Below are 17,112 nucleotides of genomic sequence, written 5' to 3'. Positions count from 1 at the left end.
GAATTTTATTTTTTATTTGCCTGTGTTAGTGCATTTATCCTACATTCACCCCACTTAATTCTCGATAAACACAAAGTAACATCATGCTTTTTTTTATAAAAACACAAGGCTCATCTTTTGGTAATTTGCACATAGCCAGTAGTGAGCAACTTACCGCTGGGTTCAACGCAATACCCTGAAATGGAAAAACGGCCAGGCAGCCAGCAAACGACAAATTGGTCGGGAATCTATTTGGACAGCATTTATGCTAGCCCGTAGGATGAGCTGACTCAAGTCAGTGATTCGGGTGAGTGAGTGCCGCTAACAACGCTGCGGCGTCAAGAACGAAGGGAACAGCCAAAGTCATTGTCGTTGCAGCCAGGCAGCCAGCAAACGAATCCCGATGAGCTGACTCAAGTCAGTGATTCGGGTGAGTGAGTGCCGCTAACAACGCTGCGGCGTCAAGGACGAAGGATGTAGCGCGCCTCAAACACCTCTCGCGGTAATGGCTCTGAAAACAAAAAACCCTGCCCGCAGTAAATACCGTGGTTTAGCAACCATTGACGTTGCTCATCGGTCTCGACACCTTCGGCCATCACTCGCAACTTTAATACTTCTGAAATAGTGGCGATAATTCGCGCCATTACATCATCTTCTGGCAGGTGCTCCACAAAGCATTTATCGAGCTTAATCATGCTGATTGGTAGGCCTTTCAGGTGATTGAGATATTGAAGACTTGAATATCCCATACCAAAATCATCCAAAGCGATCGACAAACCTAGCCCTTGTAATTCGCGCAGTAGCCCGAGAGCTTCATCCAGATTCTGAATACGGGCGGTTTCGGTTATTTCCAGTAATAATTGGCGCGGGTCGATTTGATACTGATCGATGATGGTTTTCAGATGCGGTAAAAACTGATCACTCTGCACCTGCAAACCCGAAATATTTACTGCCAAAGATAGGGTAATCCCTTGTGCTTTCCAGTCAGCCAGAATGCGGCATGCCTCTTCCAGTACCCAGTTACCCAGTGGCATCATCACGCCCCCCTCTTCCGCTCCGGGGACAAACTCTGAAGGGGAACGATAACTGCCATCCGGTTGGGGCCAGCGTAACAACGCTTCTGCACCGATAACCCGCTGATCTTGCATATTCCATTGGGGTTGTAAAAACAGCCTGAAGTCGTGATTTTCAATTGCCTGTAAAATGTCATGCTCCTGAGTCAGTCGCTTTTGCGTTTTCTCAGTCAAATGCGGCTCAAACACGATAATCTGGTTTCGCCCCTGATGGTGAGCGGCCATCATCGCAGTACTGGCATTGCCCATCAGAGACTCGGCTGTTTCATCTTGGTATTGGTAATCAGTAATCCCAATACTGGCGCTGGGCCGCAGTTGCATATTGCCAAAGACTAAGGGTTGGGTAATTTGCAGCATAATCCGCCGCGCCAACTGCATCGCCGGGAACGGGCGGCTGATCCCTCTGGCAAGTACTGCAAACTCAGTTTTACTCAGTTGCGCCAGCAAGCTGTTTTCATCAATGCATTGTTCAAGTTGCTGTGCCATCGTCAACAAGAGCTGCCGGTGCTGCTCTTCACTCATTACGCCGGACACTTCTTGCAATGTTTCAATGCCAATGACTAACAGGTGGAATTTCTCAGCATGCATACCAGCTGCAATTTCCTGCTCAAGTAGAGCCATAAACAACGGGCGGTTGGGGAGTTCAGTCACCGGGAAACGGGTATTTATACGGGTCATATCCGTATAAGCTTCGGCTAATAGTTGCTGGTTACGGTTGTAATTGTGTACCAGTACGCCTAATTCATCATCCTGATGGTGGGCAGGTAAGGACAGTTGGTGGTTAAGCACACCTTGCTGACCAATCTTTTCCAGCTCTTTGGCCATCGCCCGCAATGGATGAATAATCAGGCGATTAATACACCAGGCGATAGAGACCGAAAGTACCAATGCCAGTAACAAATAGGTCGATAGCATGGCCGACAGTGCACTGAGAATGAACTGATACATACGAAATGAATCGGCTCGCAACACTAAATGTGCCAGTGGCTGCGGATTTGCGGATACCCGCTCCAGTGCATACAGCGGTATTGTTATCTGTACTGGCAGGGAAAAAATACGCTTAGCCCAGCGTGGAACAGGCCGTTCTGTGGGGAAGTTAGCATGTAATACCTGAATCTGATTCGGTAATATCACTTCAGCGCGGCTGAGAATACCAATCGGTAACAAGCTATTGAGGATTTTTTTGGCTTGTGGGACATCGACACTTAGTATGGCTTCTGACAACGGTTGGCGAACCGAATATGCGATGCTCTCCAACTGCTTGGCGTAGTCATCTTTGCGCTGCTGCACAAAGTGGAACAACTGAAGGACGATAAAAATACAGATGGTCACCAGTGCCACAACTGCCACTGCCGCCATTTGTTTAATCGTTAATGAACGCCTTACCTGCAAACTCGCTCTCCGCCAATGCCAACTGAATAATATAAGAGGGTGCCATGGTGATATGGCGACTCGTCGATGCTGTCTGAGTATACCCTTCTTGCTTGAAGTTGCCGCGATGTTAGCGGCTCTCCACTCTCGAAGCACTAACCAGCATCAGCTTATGGCTCGCTCACAGCGAGCCGGTTACTTTGGGTGTATGATACTCGATCGCGTTCAGATTTTATCTGGTGAAACCAAACCGGAGGGGAAGAATACCGTGGGTTTCAGTCTTTTCCTATCAGGATCGCAACGTCAGAGTGCTATTTCTCACTCTAACGTTGTTTTTTCGTGCAAATCATCACGACCCAATGATTACTTAAAATCTGCGTATGGCACCAATGGCTGTGGTGGCATATCCAGTGAGCCTTGCCAGCCAGCCAGAGAGTAACGCAAGTAGATAAGCGCATGGCTTGGGGTATAGTCCTTCGCCTGCTGGATATCAACCCCAGCCCCCAATGTCCAATGCGAACTCAACCGGCGCTCGATCAAGGCGCGCAAGGTATAACCCACCCCATTGCTGCTATCACCATCATCGGGTTCATACCGGTCTGGAATGGTCTGGATACTGTGGTTGAGCAGATTTTGCAGTGGATAACGCGCCCGTGAGCTGGTTGCCGAATGTGAAACAGACACCGACCCACCCAACTCCCACGACCAGTTAGCCGTCCGCTGCCGATAGTTTACCGGAATAGCCAATGACAGATATTTTTGCGGACTGTAATACCCGCCCTGGCCTAGCGTATAACCGCTGAGGTCTTTTTGATAATGCCACCACATCCCGTTCAAACCGACGGTAACACGGCGGTTATCTTCGTTGATTAGCTTGTAATAATAACCCGTCATAAAGCGCAGCCGCTGGTTATCCGCCACATTCTGCCCGGTCAGGTAATGATAACTTAAATCGCTCCACACTCCGTGAGCCTCACCTCGGTCATAACTGGCTCCCAGGCTCACACCGTTGGCACGCACGCCCCCCCAGGTCACATTGGTATTCGGATCTTTGGCTCCGGCAAAGGCCAGCATCGAGCTGGATATTGGCCGACGTGACGCCGTGGCGGTCCAGCCAATATGATTCCAACTATTGCTGTATGCCAACCCACCGACCACATCAACGACATCAAAACCCATCGGTGTAGTACCGAGATCAGTTTCCCAACTGTCATTTTGCCAGCCCACGGCAACACTGGTACCCGTTGCCTGTTGATGTAGATTAGTCTGACATGGCTTTTCTGTCTGGTAACAGGTACCGGCTTTATATCGAGTATTCTTGTCAAAGGTCCCGGCATCCATCTGCACCGTATCTGTTCGTAAGAAAGCCCGACCATCAGCCAGCGAGGTATCTACCTGCAACATGGTGTTGTGCGCCCGGAGATCAGAAATCCCTTCCGTGCCGCTTGACCGCAGGTAGTCGTGATCAATCGTGATACGGGTATCCTGCTGGCGATAAAGGTCAGCGGCATCAGAACGAATGCCCCGCTTAAGCCAGTCATCGGTGGCCTGATTGCGGGTCAGCAAGGTATAACTGTCGTTATCCGCCGCCAGTGTCGGTGTGATACCACTGGCTACCATGGCATGTTTGAAATCATCTTGTGCCGCAGCGGGTTGCCCCTGCACTTGTGCTAATCGACCTGAATCACGGAATATCAATGCATTATCCTGTGAGGGTCCCCCTTTAGCTGCCACCGGTTTCAAGTGCTGGAAGATCTCTGCCGCTTTTTGTGGCTCACCCACACCGTACCAGGCATTGGCTATCCGCCGCTGGGCGCTTAAGCTAACCCCGTCACCGGAAAGTGGCTCATGTTGTAAATATTGGCGAGCGTCACTGAGACGGCCTTCAGCAATATAAGCCTCAATCTCACCCAGAATAGCATCGGGGTTTTGTGGCTCGCGCGCCCGAACTCGCTGATACCCCACCAGCGCCGCGTGATAGTCACCACGCTCTAACGCCCAATCGGCAAGCGTCAAGTCAATGGCAGTGTTGGCTGGCTGTTGACGTAATAGGGTTATCGCCCCTACTTCATCACCACTAGCCCGCAGTTGGCGAGCTAATGTCAGTAGCTGAGCAAATTTCAAGCGCTGGTCTAAAGCGCGGATATTATCGTTCCAGTGCAGGGTTAGCAGTGTTGCCAAATGCACCAATGCCTGACTATCACGCCCGGTGCTGGAGAGATACAGCGCATAGGCATATACCTGCTCGGGGTCTTTCGGCTTACGGCTCGCTAATTGGTGGAACTGTGCGTCAGCTTCCACCAAATGCCCCTCTTGCGCTAACGCTTGTGCCAGCCGGTAGGTTATCCAGACATCATCCGGGGCCATCTTCAGCGCCTGGCGATATCTTTCCGCTGCTTGATGCCATTGTTGCTGCGCCGCCAGATTTTCGGCTTGTTGTTTCAGCATATCGACTTGCAGGCTGTCTAATGTGTCACGCATTTTGGCTTGTTGACTGCGTGGCAAACTGCTCAGATAACTCAGTGCTTTTTGCGGCGATTCGCGCTGGTAGATATAGGTTAGCCCTCGTACCGCACTGCCGTTTGATGGGTCCAGACGGAGTGCCTGCTGATAATACTGCTCGGCCGTTTTATCATCATGACGGGCCACGGCAACATCAGCCAAACCAATCAATGCATAGCTGTCGCTGCCATCAATATGGCGCGCTTGCTGGTATTTCTGTTGTGCCACCCCGGTATTACCGGCTTTCAGCGCTTTATCCCCCTCGTCATTTAGCAGCCAGTAGCGATTGGTTTTTATCAGGCTGATCCACTTGTCGCTTTTCAGACCATCTTTATCTGATTTTTGCGCCAGTTCAAACAAGCGCAGAGCTTGGGCACGGTCACCACTACGGGCATATGCCAGACCCAGCGCGCCGAGGATCTCGGGGTCATTAGGTGCGGCAGCCAGTGCCTGTTTTAGTGCGGGGATCGCCGCCACCCCGCCACCGCTGTCTACTTTTGCCAATCCACTTAAACGCGCTTGATAAGTCGGTGAAGCCAGCATGGCCTGCTGGCTGGCTAATGCTTGACGGGCGAGATTAGCCTGAGGGCCAGACGAGAAGATGTTGAGGAAATGGGTCAGCGCCGCCACGCTTTGTGGACTGACAGTCATGGTTTTGACCGTCTCCATCCACAAGTCTGCGGCATCTGAAGCTCCCACTGGGTCTGCGGCCACTTTCTCCAATATGGCATAACCTTGCGTGGCATTTTGCTGATTGAAATACAGGCGCGCCAAGGCCATTCGCAGCGCGACATTACCGGGGTATTGTTGGTCAAGCGCGGCTAATTTCTGGGTGGCGAGGGCTTCCTGCCCCGGTACACGTGCGACCAACCGCCAGTATTCCACAGCAAGATCCAGTGTTGGTGGTTTGCCTTGCAACAGTTGATCATATTGAACTTTGGCCTCAGTCACCCGCCCGGCGGTCGCTAACAGACGCGCTTGTTGTAATTGTTGGCGTACCTCCGGCTTAGTCAGCGCCAACAGCAGTTTAGCCCGCTGATAAGCCTCTGAGTCGGGTGCCAATTGTTGCAGCTTATCCAACTGTTTTTGTGCTTCAGCCAAATTACCCTGTCTCAGAGCCTGGCGCATTCCTGCCGCCACCACTTCCGGGTTATTCGAGTCCATCATATTCAAGCGATACAGTGATTGCTTAACCAACTCGTCTCTATTGGTTGCTTCCCCTAGCCGTACCTGCTCCAGTAAAAACTGGGTCGGTGAGATAGGCTCTGCGCCCTGCGCCGGAGTGGTAAAGGCTTGGGACAACAGCGCTAAGCTTAAGAGCCAGTATATTTTAATGTTGCGCATTGACTGTTCCATGAGGGCTGAAGCTCACCCTGACGATTGAAACTATAACGATGCTGCGCCCATCCCTGACCAAACAATGTCAGCACCGCACTGTAATAGGCATCTGCGGGCGGTGGCGAATCTTGCACACGTTGTTGTTGCACGCTCAAGGTTTGCTGATTATAGGGTTCAGGGCTACTGGCTAAGAATGGCAGTAATGCTGCCGAGAACCCTTCCGATCCCTTACCACTGGTTTTACCGTTACTGGTATCCGTATTTTCTGGTGGTACCCCACGTTGTTGGGTTACCGCCGCCATCGGCTGGAAGCGCTGGATTAATATAGTCTTTTCTGGGCTGTTATTGGACAACATACCAACCCACAAATAGCTGCGTATCGCATCGTAGCTACCGACATCGGGCCGTGTCTCATCAGGTTGCCAGCCTTTGCCCTCTTGCCAAACCACCCAATCAGGGGAGAAACCATAGGGTGCCGTTTCAAGCAATAAGCGCTGATTGACTTTAACCATCGCTTTCCACGGCCCCGTCAAAGAGGCAAAGCGGGCCAACAGTTGTGGCGGCAGATAACTTGGGTTGAGCCGCCAACGGTCATCATCATTAAAACCAATTTTTCCCGGCAATAGCATTTCGCCAAGGCCCGGAATATTCACCACTTCCTCTTGAGCGATACGTTGCAGCAACAAAGTACCCATCGTCTGGTAACGGCGGCTATCCCATAGCCGCCCCGCTTCCAGCAAGCTGTATGCAATCCATAGATCCGCGTCAGAGGCCGAATTGGGGTCCAGAACATCCCAATTATTATCTTTGCGTTGTCCCCATAGCCATACCGGCAGACGTGCGGTTAAATCCCCAGCGGCCAGGTTGTTTTCCGTCCAGGATAATAATTGGTCAAAGGTTTCCCGATCATTGGCAACCAGAGCAAAAAACAACCCATAACTCTGTCCTTCCGACGTGGTGACTTTCCTCGGGCTGCTGGGATCAATAACGCGCCCGCCATCGCTGACATAGTCATGTTTGAACTGCTGCCATGCTGGCCAATCACATGTTGCTGCGCTACCAAAACTGACGAGCAGCAGGGCACAGATCTGTCGCTTAAACATCACGACCTTCAACATCAATCTCGCTCATCAGGTGATAACCGGCGGCGACTGATCAGACGTAATACACGCCAGACCATCATTGCAGCCATAACCACGACCAATACGGCCACCCCTGCCAACAGTACCGGATGGGTAGATAAGGTATGCCAGATACGTTCCCACCACGGTAAATGACCGACATCATAGGTCTCACCAACTCGCAGGCTGTTGACGCCCGACTCGCGAATAACCGCGACCGAGCCAAATATCGCTTCGCGTTTGCCGGTATCAAGCATGGCATTGTTCAGTAAGGTATAACCACGCGAACTGTCGGCCAATAACGCCACAATACTGCGCTGAGGGAAGTGAGGTGACTGTAGACCGATAATCGCCGACATCGCCCCTTCAGAGCTTATCGTCGCCTGGCTGTCTGCTACCCAATCTGATTGCGGTACCATCATGGTTGGTAAGCCGGTTTGCCGGTTTGGCATTTTTACCCAACTCAGGGTCTGTTCCACCAGCACGTTAATCTTTCGATCATTGCGCAGTTCTGGCGGAATGGTGCCAATAATCAACACATCTGCATCTTTCTTCGCCGCCTGTGACCAATCATCGGTAATGTTAATACCGACCGCGGGATAACCCACCTGCGCCCCGATATTTCCCACCGCATTGAGTAGGGTGGTTATCTGTGCTGGTGCCGGGTTTGGTGGTACCAGAACTAGCGTTTCGGAGAGATCAGCCATACGGCTGAAGGGGAATCCAGCATTGGCAAATGCCCGCAGATCAGGCATTTCCATAAAGTGACGGTAGCCGGAGAAATCAATCGTAGAGTTACCGTCAATTACCGCGTGATTCGGCGCGGTAGAATAGGTTTCACATCGCCCCTCGGCACCGCTTGCCAGCAAGGTGCTGTAATCAAAATCAAAACGTAGTTGATTAGTCGCGCCCAGTTTCAAGGACGGAATGCTTAGCCTTTTGGCGGCATCCTGTAAGCCTTGTAGCAGTGGCAGACGCAGGATCTTACTGTCTTCGGGCATATTCGGTGACAGTGGGTAATCCTGCACAAACTGATTATTCAAGCTGATACTTAAGCGGGAACCATCCATCAAACGTGTTGAGGTGTAACGATATATCAAGCGCATATCGATACCAGCACTGCGAGTCAAGAACAAATCCGGTGGCAGATTCATCGCTAATGAAATCGGCGGCGGCAGTAATCCCGATGTTTGCAGTTGCTCAGGATATTGCTGCAACTCAGCAAATGTCATCGGGCGGTCGGTACGCACCCAATTTGGTGCATCATAAGGCAGGCGAGGTGCTAATGGCTCAACCTTATCCACCGTTACATTCTGACCACGAAACAGAATATTGCCTTGCGCGATCCCCTGTGCCGCAGTAATCAGGTCATTATCATCGCGCCCCAGAATCAGCAATAACTTCACATACGGGTTATTCGGATGACTGATGATTTCCACCGTTGGAGCTTTCACCGGCGGGTAATCTTTTAGGAAATCAGGGCGTTGAGCGTTAGTCGCGAATACTACGCCATGCTGAGTAGGCAGTTGGTTATACAATACCGGGAAGTTCTGCCCATGCCATTGCGCCTTATCACCAAACCATGAGGCCAGAATAGCCGCGGCCCGCTGCTGCGACACATCAGGTGCAGCAGCAAATATCACGGGTAGAATCAGCGGGCGATTATCTCTGGCATCAAAAAATGGCTCAGGAAAGTGGGATAAATCATTTTTAACCAGCAGCGATTGATAGCGCAAATCCAGTGAGCTGGACTTACTGACATCCAACCACAGGGTATTGCTCGCTGGGTTCTCACAGATATTTTGATAATGGCCGACAAAAACTAACCGCAAGCGGTTGAAATCAGTGATGTAACGCGGATCGATCGGTAATTGAAGGTGGGTGGGTTTACCAAGCTGATCTTTGGTGATCGCCATGACGCCCATCAGTTCATCATTCAGCAAGATTTTCACCTGCGACTCCACCGGGATCAGCGAAGGTGATGGCGTAAACTCAAGATTCAAGGTCGCATGAGTCACCACCTCATCACTGCGCACGCCGAACTCAAGCTGGCCTTCAGGGTTAGTGCCACGCAAGGAGAAGGTCCCCGGCGGCGGCGCGATTTTGGCAAACGAATATTCTACGTCGCGCACCGGTATATCACCCGATATTGCGGGTATCTGCGCCGCGTCAGTGGCCATGACCGCCGATTGAGCTGACGGTACCGTTGGAGTTTCAGCATGGGTGAATGACGTCAATCCCAAAGCCAATGCGGTAAACCACGTTATTTTTCTCATCACCATACCATCATCAATGTTGAGCCACTGTCTGGCCTTGGCTACTCGGAGCCTGATTTTTACCGACGCCATGGGGTACAAATGACGCTATCCAGGCAATCAGGGAAGTAAATCCTACTAATACATTTCGCATTACCGGTGGCGCATAGCTGGCCATACGGACATATCCTTTAAAGCCCAGCGCCAACACATCGCGCAGGCTTTCAATTGGCTTATCTTCAGGAAAACCATCCTGCCACAGCGCCCAGGTATCGGCACGGGCAAAGGTACACTGTATAAAATCAATATGTTGTGCCACGCTCAGTTGATGCATTCGCATCCCGGCTTTAGTGCCGAAGGCACGGGTCACCTCACAGGGGAAGGTGTACTCCTGCGCCCCACGTTTGAGCAGTAAATGAACCGCCTCACCCTCTTGCAGTAATCCGGCTTCGCGCATTTCAATCCCCACGCCACCATCGGAATAGTCGCGCAATGTACAGGAGAACAAGTGACCATCAGCACGAGCTACTGCGGCTGGCATGGCTATCTCGACCCGGTGTGACTGGCGCACTTGTTTAGCTTCAACTGCCACCGCGACGGCACCGCCTAAAATCGTCATGTTATAAATCACCCACACCAAGCTGATAACCACCGTCATAATTTCATTCGACGGGCCATGACCCAAACGCCACAAACCCGCAATCAGGCCGGCAACATTGAGAAGAACCAGCGCGATATACGGGCGGGTGATCACCCAATCCACATGCTGCTCTTCAACCAACCCCCCTTTCGACGTCACGTTAAACGTCCCTTTGTGTGGGCTGAGAAGTGCCATGGTGGTCGGACGGGCGATATACCATGCCAACACCGTTTCATAGATTTCACTCCAGAAGGAATGGCGGTATTTCCCTTGCAGACGGGAGTTGGTCAGACTGGCATGGATCATATGCGGCAGCACATAGAGTGCAATCGCCAGTGCCGGAGCAAAAATGATGTAAGCATGCAGCAACAAGAAAGCCAGCGGAGCGGTTAGAAAGATTAAGCGTGGAATACCGGATAAAAAGTGCAGCATGGCATTGGCATAACATAAGCGCTGGACTAACTTCAGCCCCTTACCCAGTAGCGGATTATCCAGCCGGAAGATCTGAACCATGCCCCGCGCCCAGCGGATACGCTGCCCGATATGCACCGATAAACTCTCGGTTGCCAAGCCTGCGGCCTGCGGAATGCGGATATAGGCGGAGGAGTATCCTTTACGGTGCATACGCAACGAGGTATGGGCATCTTCAGTCACTGTTTCTACCGCAATACCGCCAATAGCATCTAACGCACTGCGGCGCAGCACAGCGCAAGAGCCACAGAAGAAGGTGGCATCCCACATATCGTTACCGTCTTGCACCAAGCCATAAAACAGTGTGCCTTCATTCGGCGTCTGACGAAAACGCCCCAGGTTTCGCTCAAAGGGGTCGGGAGAGAAAAAGTGATGCGGCGTCTGGAGTATGCCCAGCTTGGTATCTTTAAAGAACCAACCCAACGTCAGTTGCAGGAAAGAACGGGTCGGCACGTGGTCGCAGTCAAAAATAGCGACAAACTCACCGTTAGCCTGTTTCAATGCATGGTTAATGTTACCGGCTTTAGCATGCTCGTGGGTGGGTCGGGCAATGTAGTGCACCCCGACCTCAGCAGCGAATGCTTTAAACGCGGGTCGGTTACCATCATCCAAAATATAGATATTGATTTTGTCTTTTGGCCAATCAATACCAAGAGCGGCATAAATAGTTGGTTTAACCACGCCAAGGTCTTCGTTATAGGTCGGCACCATCAAATCAATGGTCGGCCAACTATTGATATCATCCGGCATTGCCACCGGCTGGCGATTAAGCGGCCAAATGGTCTGGAAGTAACCCAGCACCAGCACCACCCAGGCGTATGTTTCAGCGAACAGCAACAATAAGCCGCATACCAGACTGACGGGGTCATCCCAGTTCAGCGTTTCGGTATAGCGCCACCACAGATAGCGGCAGGAGACGGTTAAAGACAGCACGATAAGCATTAAGGTTGGTAAGCGGCCCGGCACCCGTCGCACCACCATCGCCAACGCCCAAAGCAGCAGCACAAAAACGAACTGCGCCATCATGCCAAACGGCTGAGAAATACACAGCAGCGCTAATATGCCGGTGAAAATACCCAAAATAATAAACAGGACCCGGCGGGTGCGCTTTGATGACGGGGTTAATCGGGTGATAAGCGATTGTTCCAGTCGCTGGAGTTCAAAACGTTCGGGCATGTTCCCCAGCCAACGGATATAGCCTTGTCTTGTATGTTTTACCCACTTTTTGCCGACTGCGGCAGGCTGGAGCCTCTTTTCATTGCGCGATTCAGGATAGGTCAGTAGCAGCCACAACCCTTGCAAGAGATACCGTAGGCCATCGCCAAGCCGTGGGCGAATAGGTGAAATCTGTGGGAACCAGTAAGTGCGGTTTTGTATTACACGTTGCCAACTGGGCGACTCAAAACGCAAAAAAATCCAGCACAACGGCAGCGCCAACGTGGTCAGAAAAGCGGTAAGCACGGTGCAACCTTGCTGCATATACAGATGATAACGACGGCGCATCCCCTGATAAACCGGGGTCAGAAATAACATCCGCATCAAGTAGTTCATAGCCTGTTGTTCGCCACAGTAATCAAACACCAATTTGCCAGTGTGGTGACCTCTTCAGCAGCCAAACTTTGCCCACTGTATTCACCCAATGGTTGTTTGGCCGCCAACGCTTCAGCCATTGCTTCATCGCGATGAATAAATGTAGGTAATAAGTTATCCAGGCTTTGTAGCCAAAGCTGATGTAAATCCTGTTGTAGATGGCTACTGGCAGAAAATTGGTTCAGCAGGAAATGGCAGTCGACAGGCAGATTTTGCTGATGGAGGCGAATATGACAACTGGCATCAGCATGGATCAATACCAGCACCAGATCAGCCAGCGCTAAAATCTGGCGCGTGAATATACTATCACCCGCAGGGATATCCAATAGAATCCAGCAATCGGGCGCGCTGGCTTGCAACGCAGACAGGTTTTCTCGCCATTGACCGGGGTGCTGTTGTAAGGACGCGTTCAGTTGCTCAGTTTCAATGAGAGTTAGTTGGCCAAATGGCAGAAAATCTAACCCTTCGGTATAGCGCATCGCCCCTTGCTGCCAACCTTGGCCCTCAATTTCAGCTTTGGCCCAACCACGGGTTTGATCAAACGGCATATTGAAATGCAACCGCAATAAATTATCCGGTGAAAAATCGATCACCAGAACTGATTCCTTCAGTTGTTGCAATGCCCAAGCAAGCGCGGCGGTTACCGATGTGGTACCAATCCCCCCTCTTATCCCTTGTAACGCCAGTACCGGCATAAACTATTCACTCCCTGTGGATTGTGCCAGTTCAGCCAACAATGGCCAGCGAGCCATCATCTGAGTTAATCGTTCCTGACGGACGATATCGATATAACTTAACGTTGGTAATGAGAAAGCCTGAGTTAATGCTAGTAGATCATCCTGAGATTCGAGCGATGTTTTGGCGTGAAATCGATTTATTATGGTTTTCATTTATCCGCCTTTAGAAAATAGGCTATGGTAAGTAATTATAACAATAATTTGAGTATACTTTCTCCCAATAAGATGAGTCTTAGATTATTATCACGGTAAAGACATTGGTTAATAATTATTGCAATGTTACAATTGTTAACTGAATTTATCCAGTAATTGGCCCAATCGCATTTTAACCAAGCAGATAAAGAATCTATGCCACGATCTTTCACATTAGGTATTCGAAAAATCTGGGATGAATTAGCCGTGATGCAGGCGCCTGGGTTTTATTGGGTCAATATTGAACGTCAAATTGATGCTAATTTATTCTGTCAGCAACTTATTCGTAACCAATCTGAAAATACTCGAGCCGCATTGATTTGTTGCGGGCTAAAACCTGAGAAATTACTGGCAAACATTGTGGGTTATGGCCCCTATAAATTGCCACTTTTTACCTTACCGGCACAAAGAAAAGCATTACTACATTTAACTCAAGATTTAATGCGTTCATTACGGCCGCAACAGCGACTGTTCATTCTGTTAGCACCGGCCAGTTTATGGCAAACATTCACTGGCGAAGAGATGCAGCAGTGGCTACAGCATATTCAGCAATGGCTGGAGGCGCAAAACTGTACGTTAATCGTAATTTGCCACAGTTCTGGTATTAATAAAATTAAGAATCAATTAGTTAGCCAGCACCGTTATTTACAAGGATTGGCTAGCCTGCAATGGCAGCAAGATAATGCCCAGTATGTTGCCTCTTGGTGGAGCACTGAAAAAGGGGTTACCGCCAATCAGTTAGTCCGATTGGAAGCAGATGAACAAGGCTGGAGCATGGCGGATGAAGTTCAACAGGCACTGCCGCCTTCACGTAATGATGAGCATCTGTATTTGGCGGAACGCACTATTTTGGAAGGCGCTCCGCCACTCTCTACCAACTGGCAACTACTTGATAATAATGCAGTATTGGCGCAGAGGGCAATAAGTGCTCATGCCGCCACATTGATTTTTGCTCTTAATCAAAGTGAGCAAATCGACGATTTAGCACATCAGATCCATAACATACGCCGCCAACGGGGTGATGCTATCAAAATTGTGGTGCGTGAAATGAACGCCAGCCTGCGTTACAGCGATGAACGTTTATTGCTGGCCTGCGGCGCGAATCTGATCGTGCCTCACATCGCACCGCTGTCACGCTTTCTTACCATGTTGGAAGGTATTCAGGGCCAACATTCCTCTCGGCATGTTCCTCAAGATATCAATGCGTTATTGGAGGCGTTACGCCCACTTCAGCTTAAAGGTTATTTACCTCCCGCGGAGTTCTGCCACTCTGTTTTGCAACTGATGAACAACACGCTACTGCCAGAAAACGGCAAAGGTGTCATGGTTGCTCTGCGGACAGTCCCTGGGTTACAGGCCAGACAAGCACTAACACTGTGCTATCTACGCCGCTATGGTGATGTGGTAACGGTAGCTGATAACCATGTGGTATTATTCCTTTCCACCTGCCGTATCAATGACTTAGATACTGCTCTGAAGTATATATTCCGTTTGCCGGTGGCTGAAATTTTCAGTAACCAACGGGTGTGGTATCAGGATCAGGCAATTATCGCTGAGATTCATCGGATGAATACCCCCGATGCATGGCAAATGACCGGTGACAAAAAATCCTATACGCAACAGATTGATACAGCTGAGCAAGCCGAAGTTAGCCGACGAGTCCCCGTGCCTCTGGCACTGAATGTCGGACCGAACAAGGAGCGAACCCAATGAATCTCAACGATATCTGGCAAATCCTGCTGTGCGCTGCGGTTATCTTTTTCCCTCTGGGTTATGTGGCACACCGTTGGTTTCCACGCTGGTGGGAGAAAAGACAACATCTGTTCTTATCTGCGCGATATTTAAAATCAGAAGGGGTTTGGTTGCGTAATGGCTCCTCTTCACTGACGAAGAAACAACCATGAATGCAAAGAATAAACTGCAAGAATCACCGAGCCCGTGGCGCTATTGGCGTGGTCTTGGCGCATGGAACTACTATTTCCTGCTAAAGTTTGCCTTGCTGTGGTTTGGTTACCTGAACTTCCATCCGTTGGCCAACTTGGTGTTTATTGCTTTCCTGCTATTTCCGATCCCGGCCTATAGGGTCCACCGCTGGCGTCACTGGATTGCGATCCCAATAGGTATTGGTTTGCTGTATCACGACACCTGGCTACCGGGGCTCAACAGTATCCTGAGCCAAGGCTCGCAGATTACCGGCTTTAGCTTCAGTTATCTAATTGAATTAATTAGCCGTTTTATTAACTGGGCCATGATAGGAACCGCCTTTGTTATCCTGGTGGGCTACCTGTTTATTTCACAGTGGATTCGGGTGACGGTTTTTGTTGTTGCAGCCATGATTTGGCTGAATGTTGCCAGCATCGCCGGACCGGCATTTTCTCTGGCACCTGCCGCTGAAACGTCGGTAGCATCATCTCCAGTAACACTGGGGGCTGAGCCGCCAACGCCTAATAGTCATCAGGTGGCGGCCAGTGGCCCACCAACCGATGCCAATCTGACGGCTTATCTGAATGCATTTTATGAGCAGGAGAAAACCCGCCATACGGCATTCCCTACATCGCTGCCAACAGATGCGCAACCTTTTGATTTATTAGTTATTAATATCTGCTCGCTGTCTTGGTCAGACATTGAAGCTATCCAACTGGATAAGCACCCGCTGTGGAATAAGTTTGATATTCTGTTCAAGAACTTCAACTCTGCCACCGCCTACAGTGGCCCAGCCTCTATTCGACTACTGCGCGCCAGTTGTGGCCAGTCATCGCACAAAGACCTCTATCTGCCACAAGAGCAGCAGTGTTATCTATTTGATAATCTTGCGAAACTTGGCTTCGCATCTCAGTTGATGATGGACCACTCAGGTGTATTTGGTAATTATCTGCAAAACATTCAAGATGACGGCAATATGCGCGCACCGCTGATGTCACAAAAAGGCATCAGTAATCAATTGGCGTCCTTCGATGGTGAGCCAATTTACAATGATCTGGAACTGCTCAACCGCTGGCTGGAACAGCAGCAGAAAGGGGGGGATAGCCGCAGCGCAACCTTCATGAATATCATACCGTTACATGATGGTAACCGTTTCGTTGGTACCAATAAAACGGCTGATTACCACGCTCGCGCCCAAACGCTATTTGACCAATTGAATACGTTTTTGGCGGCGTTGGAAAAATCAGGCCGCAAAGTTATGGTGGTGGTGGTACCAGAGCATGGAGCCGCGCTGGTTGGCGATAAAATGCAGATGTCCGGCCTGAGGGATATCCCCAGCCCAAGTATCACGCATATCCCTGTTGGGATTACGTTAATGGGAATCAAAGCGCCACAGCCCGCCAGCCCGGTGATTATCAATACGCCAAGCAGCTATCTGGCGCTTTCTGAATTAGTATCACGTGTGGTCGATGGCAAAGTATTTACTGCGCCGACTATCGATTGGCAGGCCCTGACACAAGGATTGCCGCAAACGGCGGTAATATCGGAAAACGATAATGCCATTGTGATTCAATATCAGGGAAAACCTTATATTCGATTAAATGGCGGTGACTGGGTGCCTTACCCACAATAAAAACCGAATAGTATTGTCTTCGGCTATTTGATAAAGGGTGCATTAATTGCACCCTTTATTATTCACATCTCAACAGAATGATGTTTACAGCGATAGGGGCTGCATTTACTAGATAGAACTAAAAATGTGATCTATATCATTTTAAGTGAATGTTAACCTCGACCTAAATAACAGGAGTACTCGGTTATTAACTCATATTCAGCAATATGAAATTGTTCCGTAACTATTTATTTACAAGATTACGTTCACATTTACAGTAATTATTTTTAAAATGAAGTTATAAATAG

10 protein-coding genes are annotated in these 17,112 nt (G+C 50.0%); 3 read left to right on the top strand and 7 right to left on the bottom strand.

The window, feature by feature from the left end; all coding sequences use genetic code 11:
* Positions 1 to 440 precede the first annotated feature (440 nt).
* The 7 genes from hmsP to bcsR form a co-directional block, all read right to left on the bottom strand.
* The gene (gene hmsP / locus V1952_RS12805) at positions 441 to 2,444 is read right to left on the bottom strand and encodes a biofilm formation regulator HmsP (RefSeq protein WP_227746572.1); all 2,004 of its coding nucleotides are present in this window, start codon (positions 2,442 to 2,444) and stop codon (positions 441 to 443) included.
* 342 nt (positions 2,445 to 2,786) lie between these two features.
* A complete protein-coding gene (bcsC, locus tag V1952_RS12800; protein WP_420074855.1) occupies positions 2,787 to 6,269 on the bottom strand; it encodes a cellulose synthase complex outer membrane protein BcsC in 3,483 nt (1,160 codons plus the stop codon).
* Positions 6,239 to 7,381, bottom strand: coding sequence for a cellulose synthase complex periplasmic endoglucanase BcsZ (gene bcsZ, locus V1952_RS12795; protein WP_372560256.1), 1,143 nt, complete (start codon positions 7,379 to 7,381; stop codon positions 6,239 to 6,241). Before bcsZ ends, bcsC begins: the two co-directional genes overlap by 31 nt.
* Positions 7,381 to 9,666 carry a cellulose biosynthesis cyclic di-GMP-binding regulatory protein BcsB gene (gene bcsB / locus V1952_RS12790; protein WP_420071077.1) on the bottom strand — a complete coding sequence of 762 codons (2,286 nt, stop codon included), beginning with the start codon at positions 9,664 to 9,666 and terminating at the stop codon, positions 7,381 to 7,383. Before bcsB ends, bcsZ begins: the two co-directional genes overlap by 1 nt.
* Before the next feature lie 7 nt (positions 9,667 to 9,673).
* Positions 9,674 to 12,301 carry a UDP-forming cellulose synthase catalytic subunit gene (gene bcsA / locus V1952_RS12785; protein WP_420074854.1) on the bottom strand — a complete coding sequence of 876 codons (2,628 nt, stop codon included), beginning with the start codon at positions 12,299 to 12,301 and terminating at the stop codon, positions 9,674 to 9,676.
* Positions 12,298 to 13,035, bottom strand: coding sequence for a cellulose biosynthesis protein BcsQ (bcsQ, locus tag V1952_RS12780; RefSeq protein ID WP_420074853.1), 738 nt, complete (start codon positions 13,033 to 13,035; stop codon positions 12,298 to 12,300). The genes bcsA and bcsQ overlap by 4 nt, the downstream gene beginning before the upstream one ends.
* A 3-nt stretch (positions 13,036 to 13,038) precedes the next feature.
* The gene (gene bcsR, locus V1952_RS12775; protein ID WP_083161389.1) at positions 13,039 to 13,230 is read right to left on the bottom strand and encodes a cellulose biosynthesis protein BcsR; all 192 of its coding nucleotides are present in this window, start codon (positions 13,228 to 13,230) and stop codon (positions 13,039 to 13,041) included.
* 195 nt (positions 13,231 to 13,425) lie between these two features.
* Between bcsR and bcsE the strand changes: the two genes are divergently transcribed.
* From bcsE to bcsG, 3 genes are read left to right on the top strand one after another with little or no spacing between them, the layout of a single operon-like run.
* Positions 13,426 to 14,982 carry a cellulose biosynthesis protein BcsE gene (gene bcsE / locus V1952_RS12770; RefSeq protein ID WP_420071071.1) on the top strand — a complete coding sequence of 519 codons (1,557 nt, stop codon included), beginning with the start codon at positions 13,426 to 13,428 and terminating at the stop codon, positions 14,980 to 14,982.
* Positions 14,979 to 15,173, top strand: coding sequence for a cellulose biosynthesis protein BcsF (bcsF, locus tag V1952_RS12765; protein WP_083161393.1), 195 nt, complete (start codon positions 14,979 to 14,981; stop codon positions 15,171 to 15,173). Before bcsE ends, bcsF begins: the two co-directional genes overlap by 4 nt.
* Positions 15,170 to 16,825 carry a cellulose biosynthesis protein BcsG gene (gene bcsG, locus V1952_RS12760; RefSeq protein WP_420074852.1) on the top strand — a complete coding sequence of 552 codons (1,656 nt, stop codon included), beginning with the start codon at positions 15,170 to 15,172 and terminating at the stop codon, positions 16,823 to 16,825. Before bcsF ends, bcsG begins: the two co-directional genes overlap by 4 nt.
* Positions 16,826 to 17,112 lie beyond the last annotated feature (287 nt).

Origin of the sequence: Yersinia sp. 2542 StPb PI (genome assembly GCF_048593855.1) — a bacterium.
Classification (GTDB): Bacteria; Pseudomonadota; Gammaproteobacteria; order Enterobacterales; family Enterobacteriaceae; genus Yersinia; species Yersinia enterocolitica_E.
The sequence above is the reverse complement of the archived record's forward strand: the minus strand, read 5'-3'. Positions and strand labels throughout refer to the sequence as shown.

What these genes read in the sequence shown, in the direction of transcription:
- bcsC (WP_420074855.1), bottom strand. Translation starts at nt 6,269, where the DNA reads ATGCGCAACATTAAAATATACTGGCTCTTAAGCTTAGCGCTGTTGTCC.
- bcsZ (WP_372560256.1), bottom strand. Translation starts at nt 7,381, where the DNA reads ATGTTGAAGGTCGTGATGTTTAAGCGACAGATCTGTGCCCTGCTGCTC.
- bcsB (WP_420071077.1), bottom strand. Translation starts at nt 9,666, where the DNA reads ATGGTGATGAGAAAAATAACGTGGTTTACCGCATTGGCTTTGGGATTG.
- bcsA (WP_420074854.1), bottom strand. Translation starts at nt 12,301, where the DNA reads ATGAACTACTTGATGCGGATGTTATTTCTGACCCCGGTTTATCAGGGG.
- bcsQ (WP_420074853.1), bottom strand. Translation starts at nt 13,035, where the DNA reads ATGCCGGTACTGGCGTTACAAGGGATAAGAGGGGGGATTGGTACCACA.
- bcsR (WP_083161389.1), bottom strand. Translation starts at nt 13,230, where the DNA reads ATGAAAACCATAATAAATCGATTTCACGCCAAAACATCGCTCGAATCT.
- bcsE (WP_420071071.1), top strand. Translation starts at nt 13,426, where the DNA reads ATGCCACGATCTTTCACATTAGGTATTCGAAAAATCTGGGATGAATTA.
- bcsF (WP_083161393.1), top strand. Translation starts at nt 14,979, where the DNA reads ATGAATCTCAACGATATCTGGCAAATCCTGCTGTGCGCTGCGGTTATC.
- bcsG (WP_420074852.1), top strand. Translation starts at nt 15,170, where the DNA reads ATGAATGCAAAGAATAAACTGCAAGAATCACCGAGCCCGTGGCGCTAT.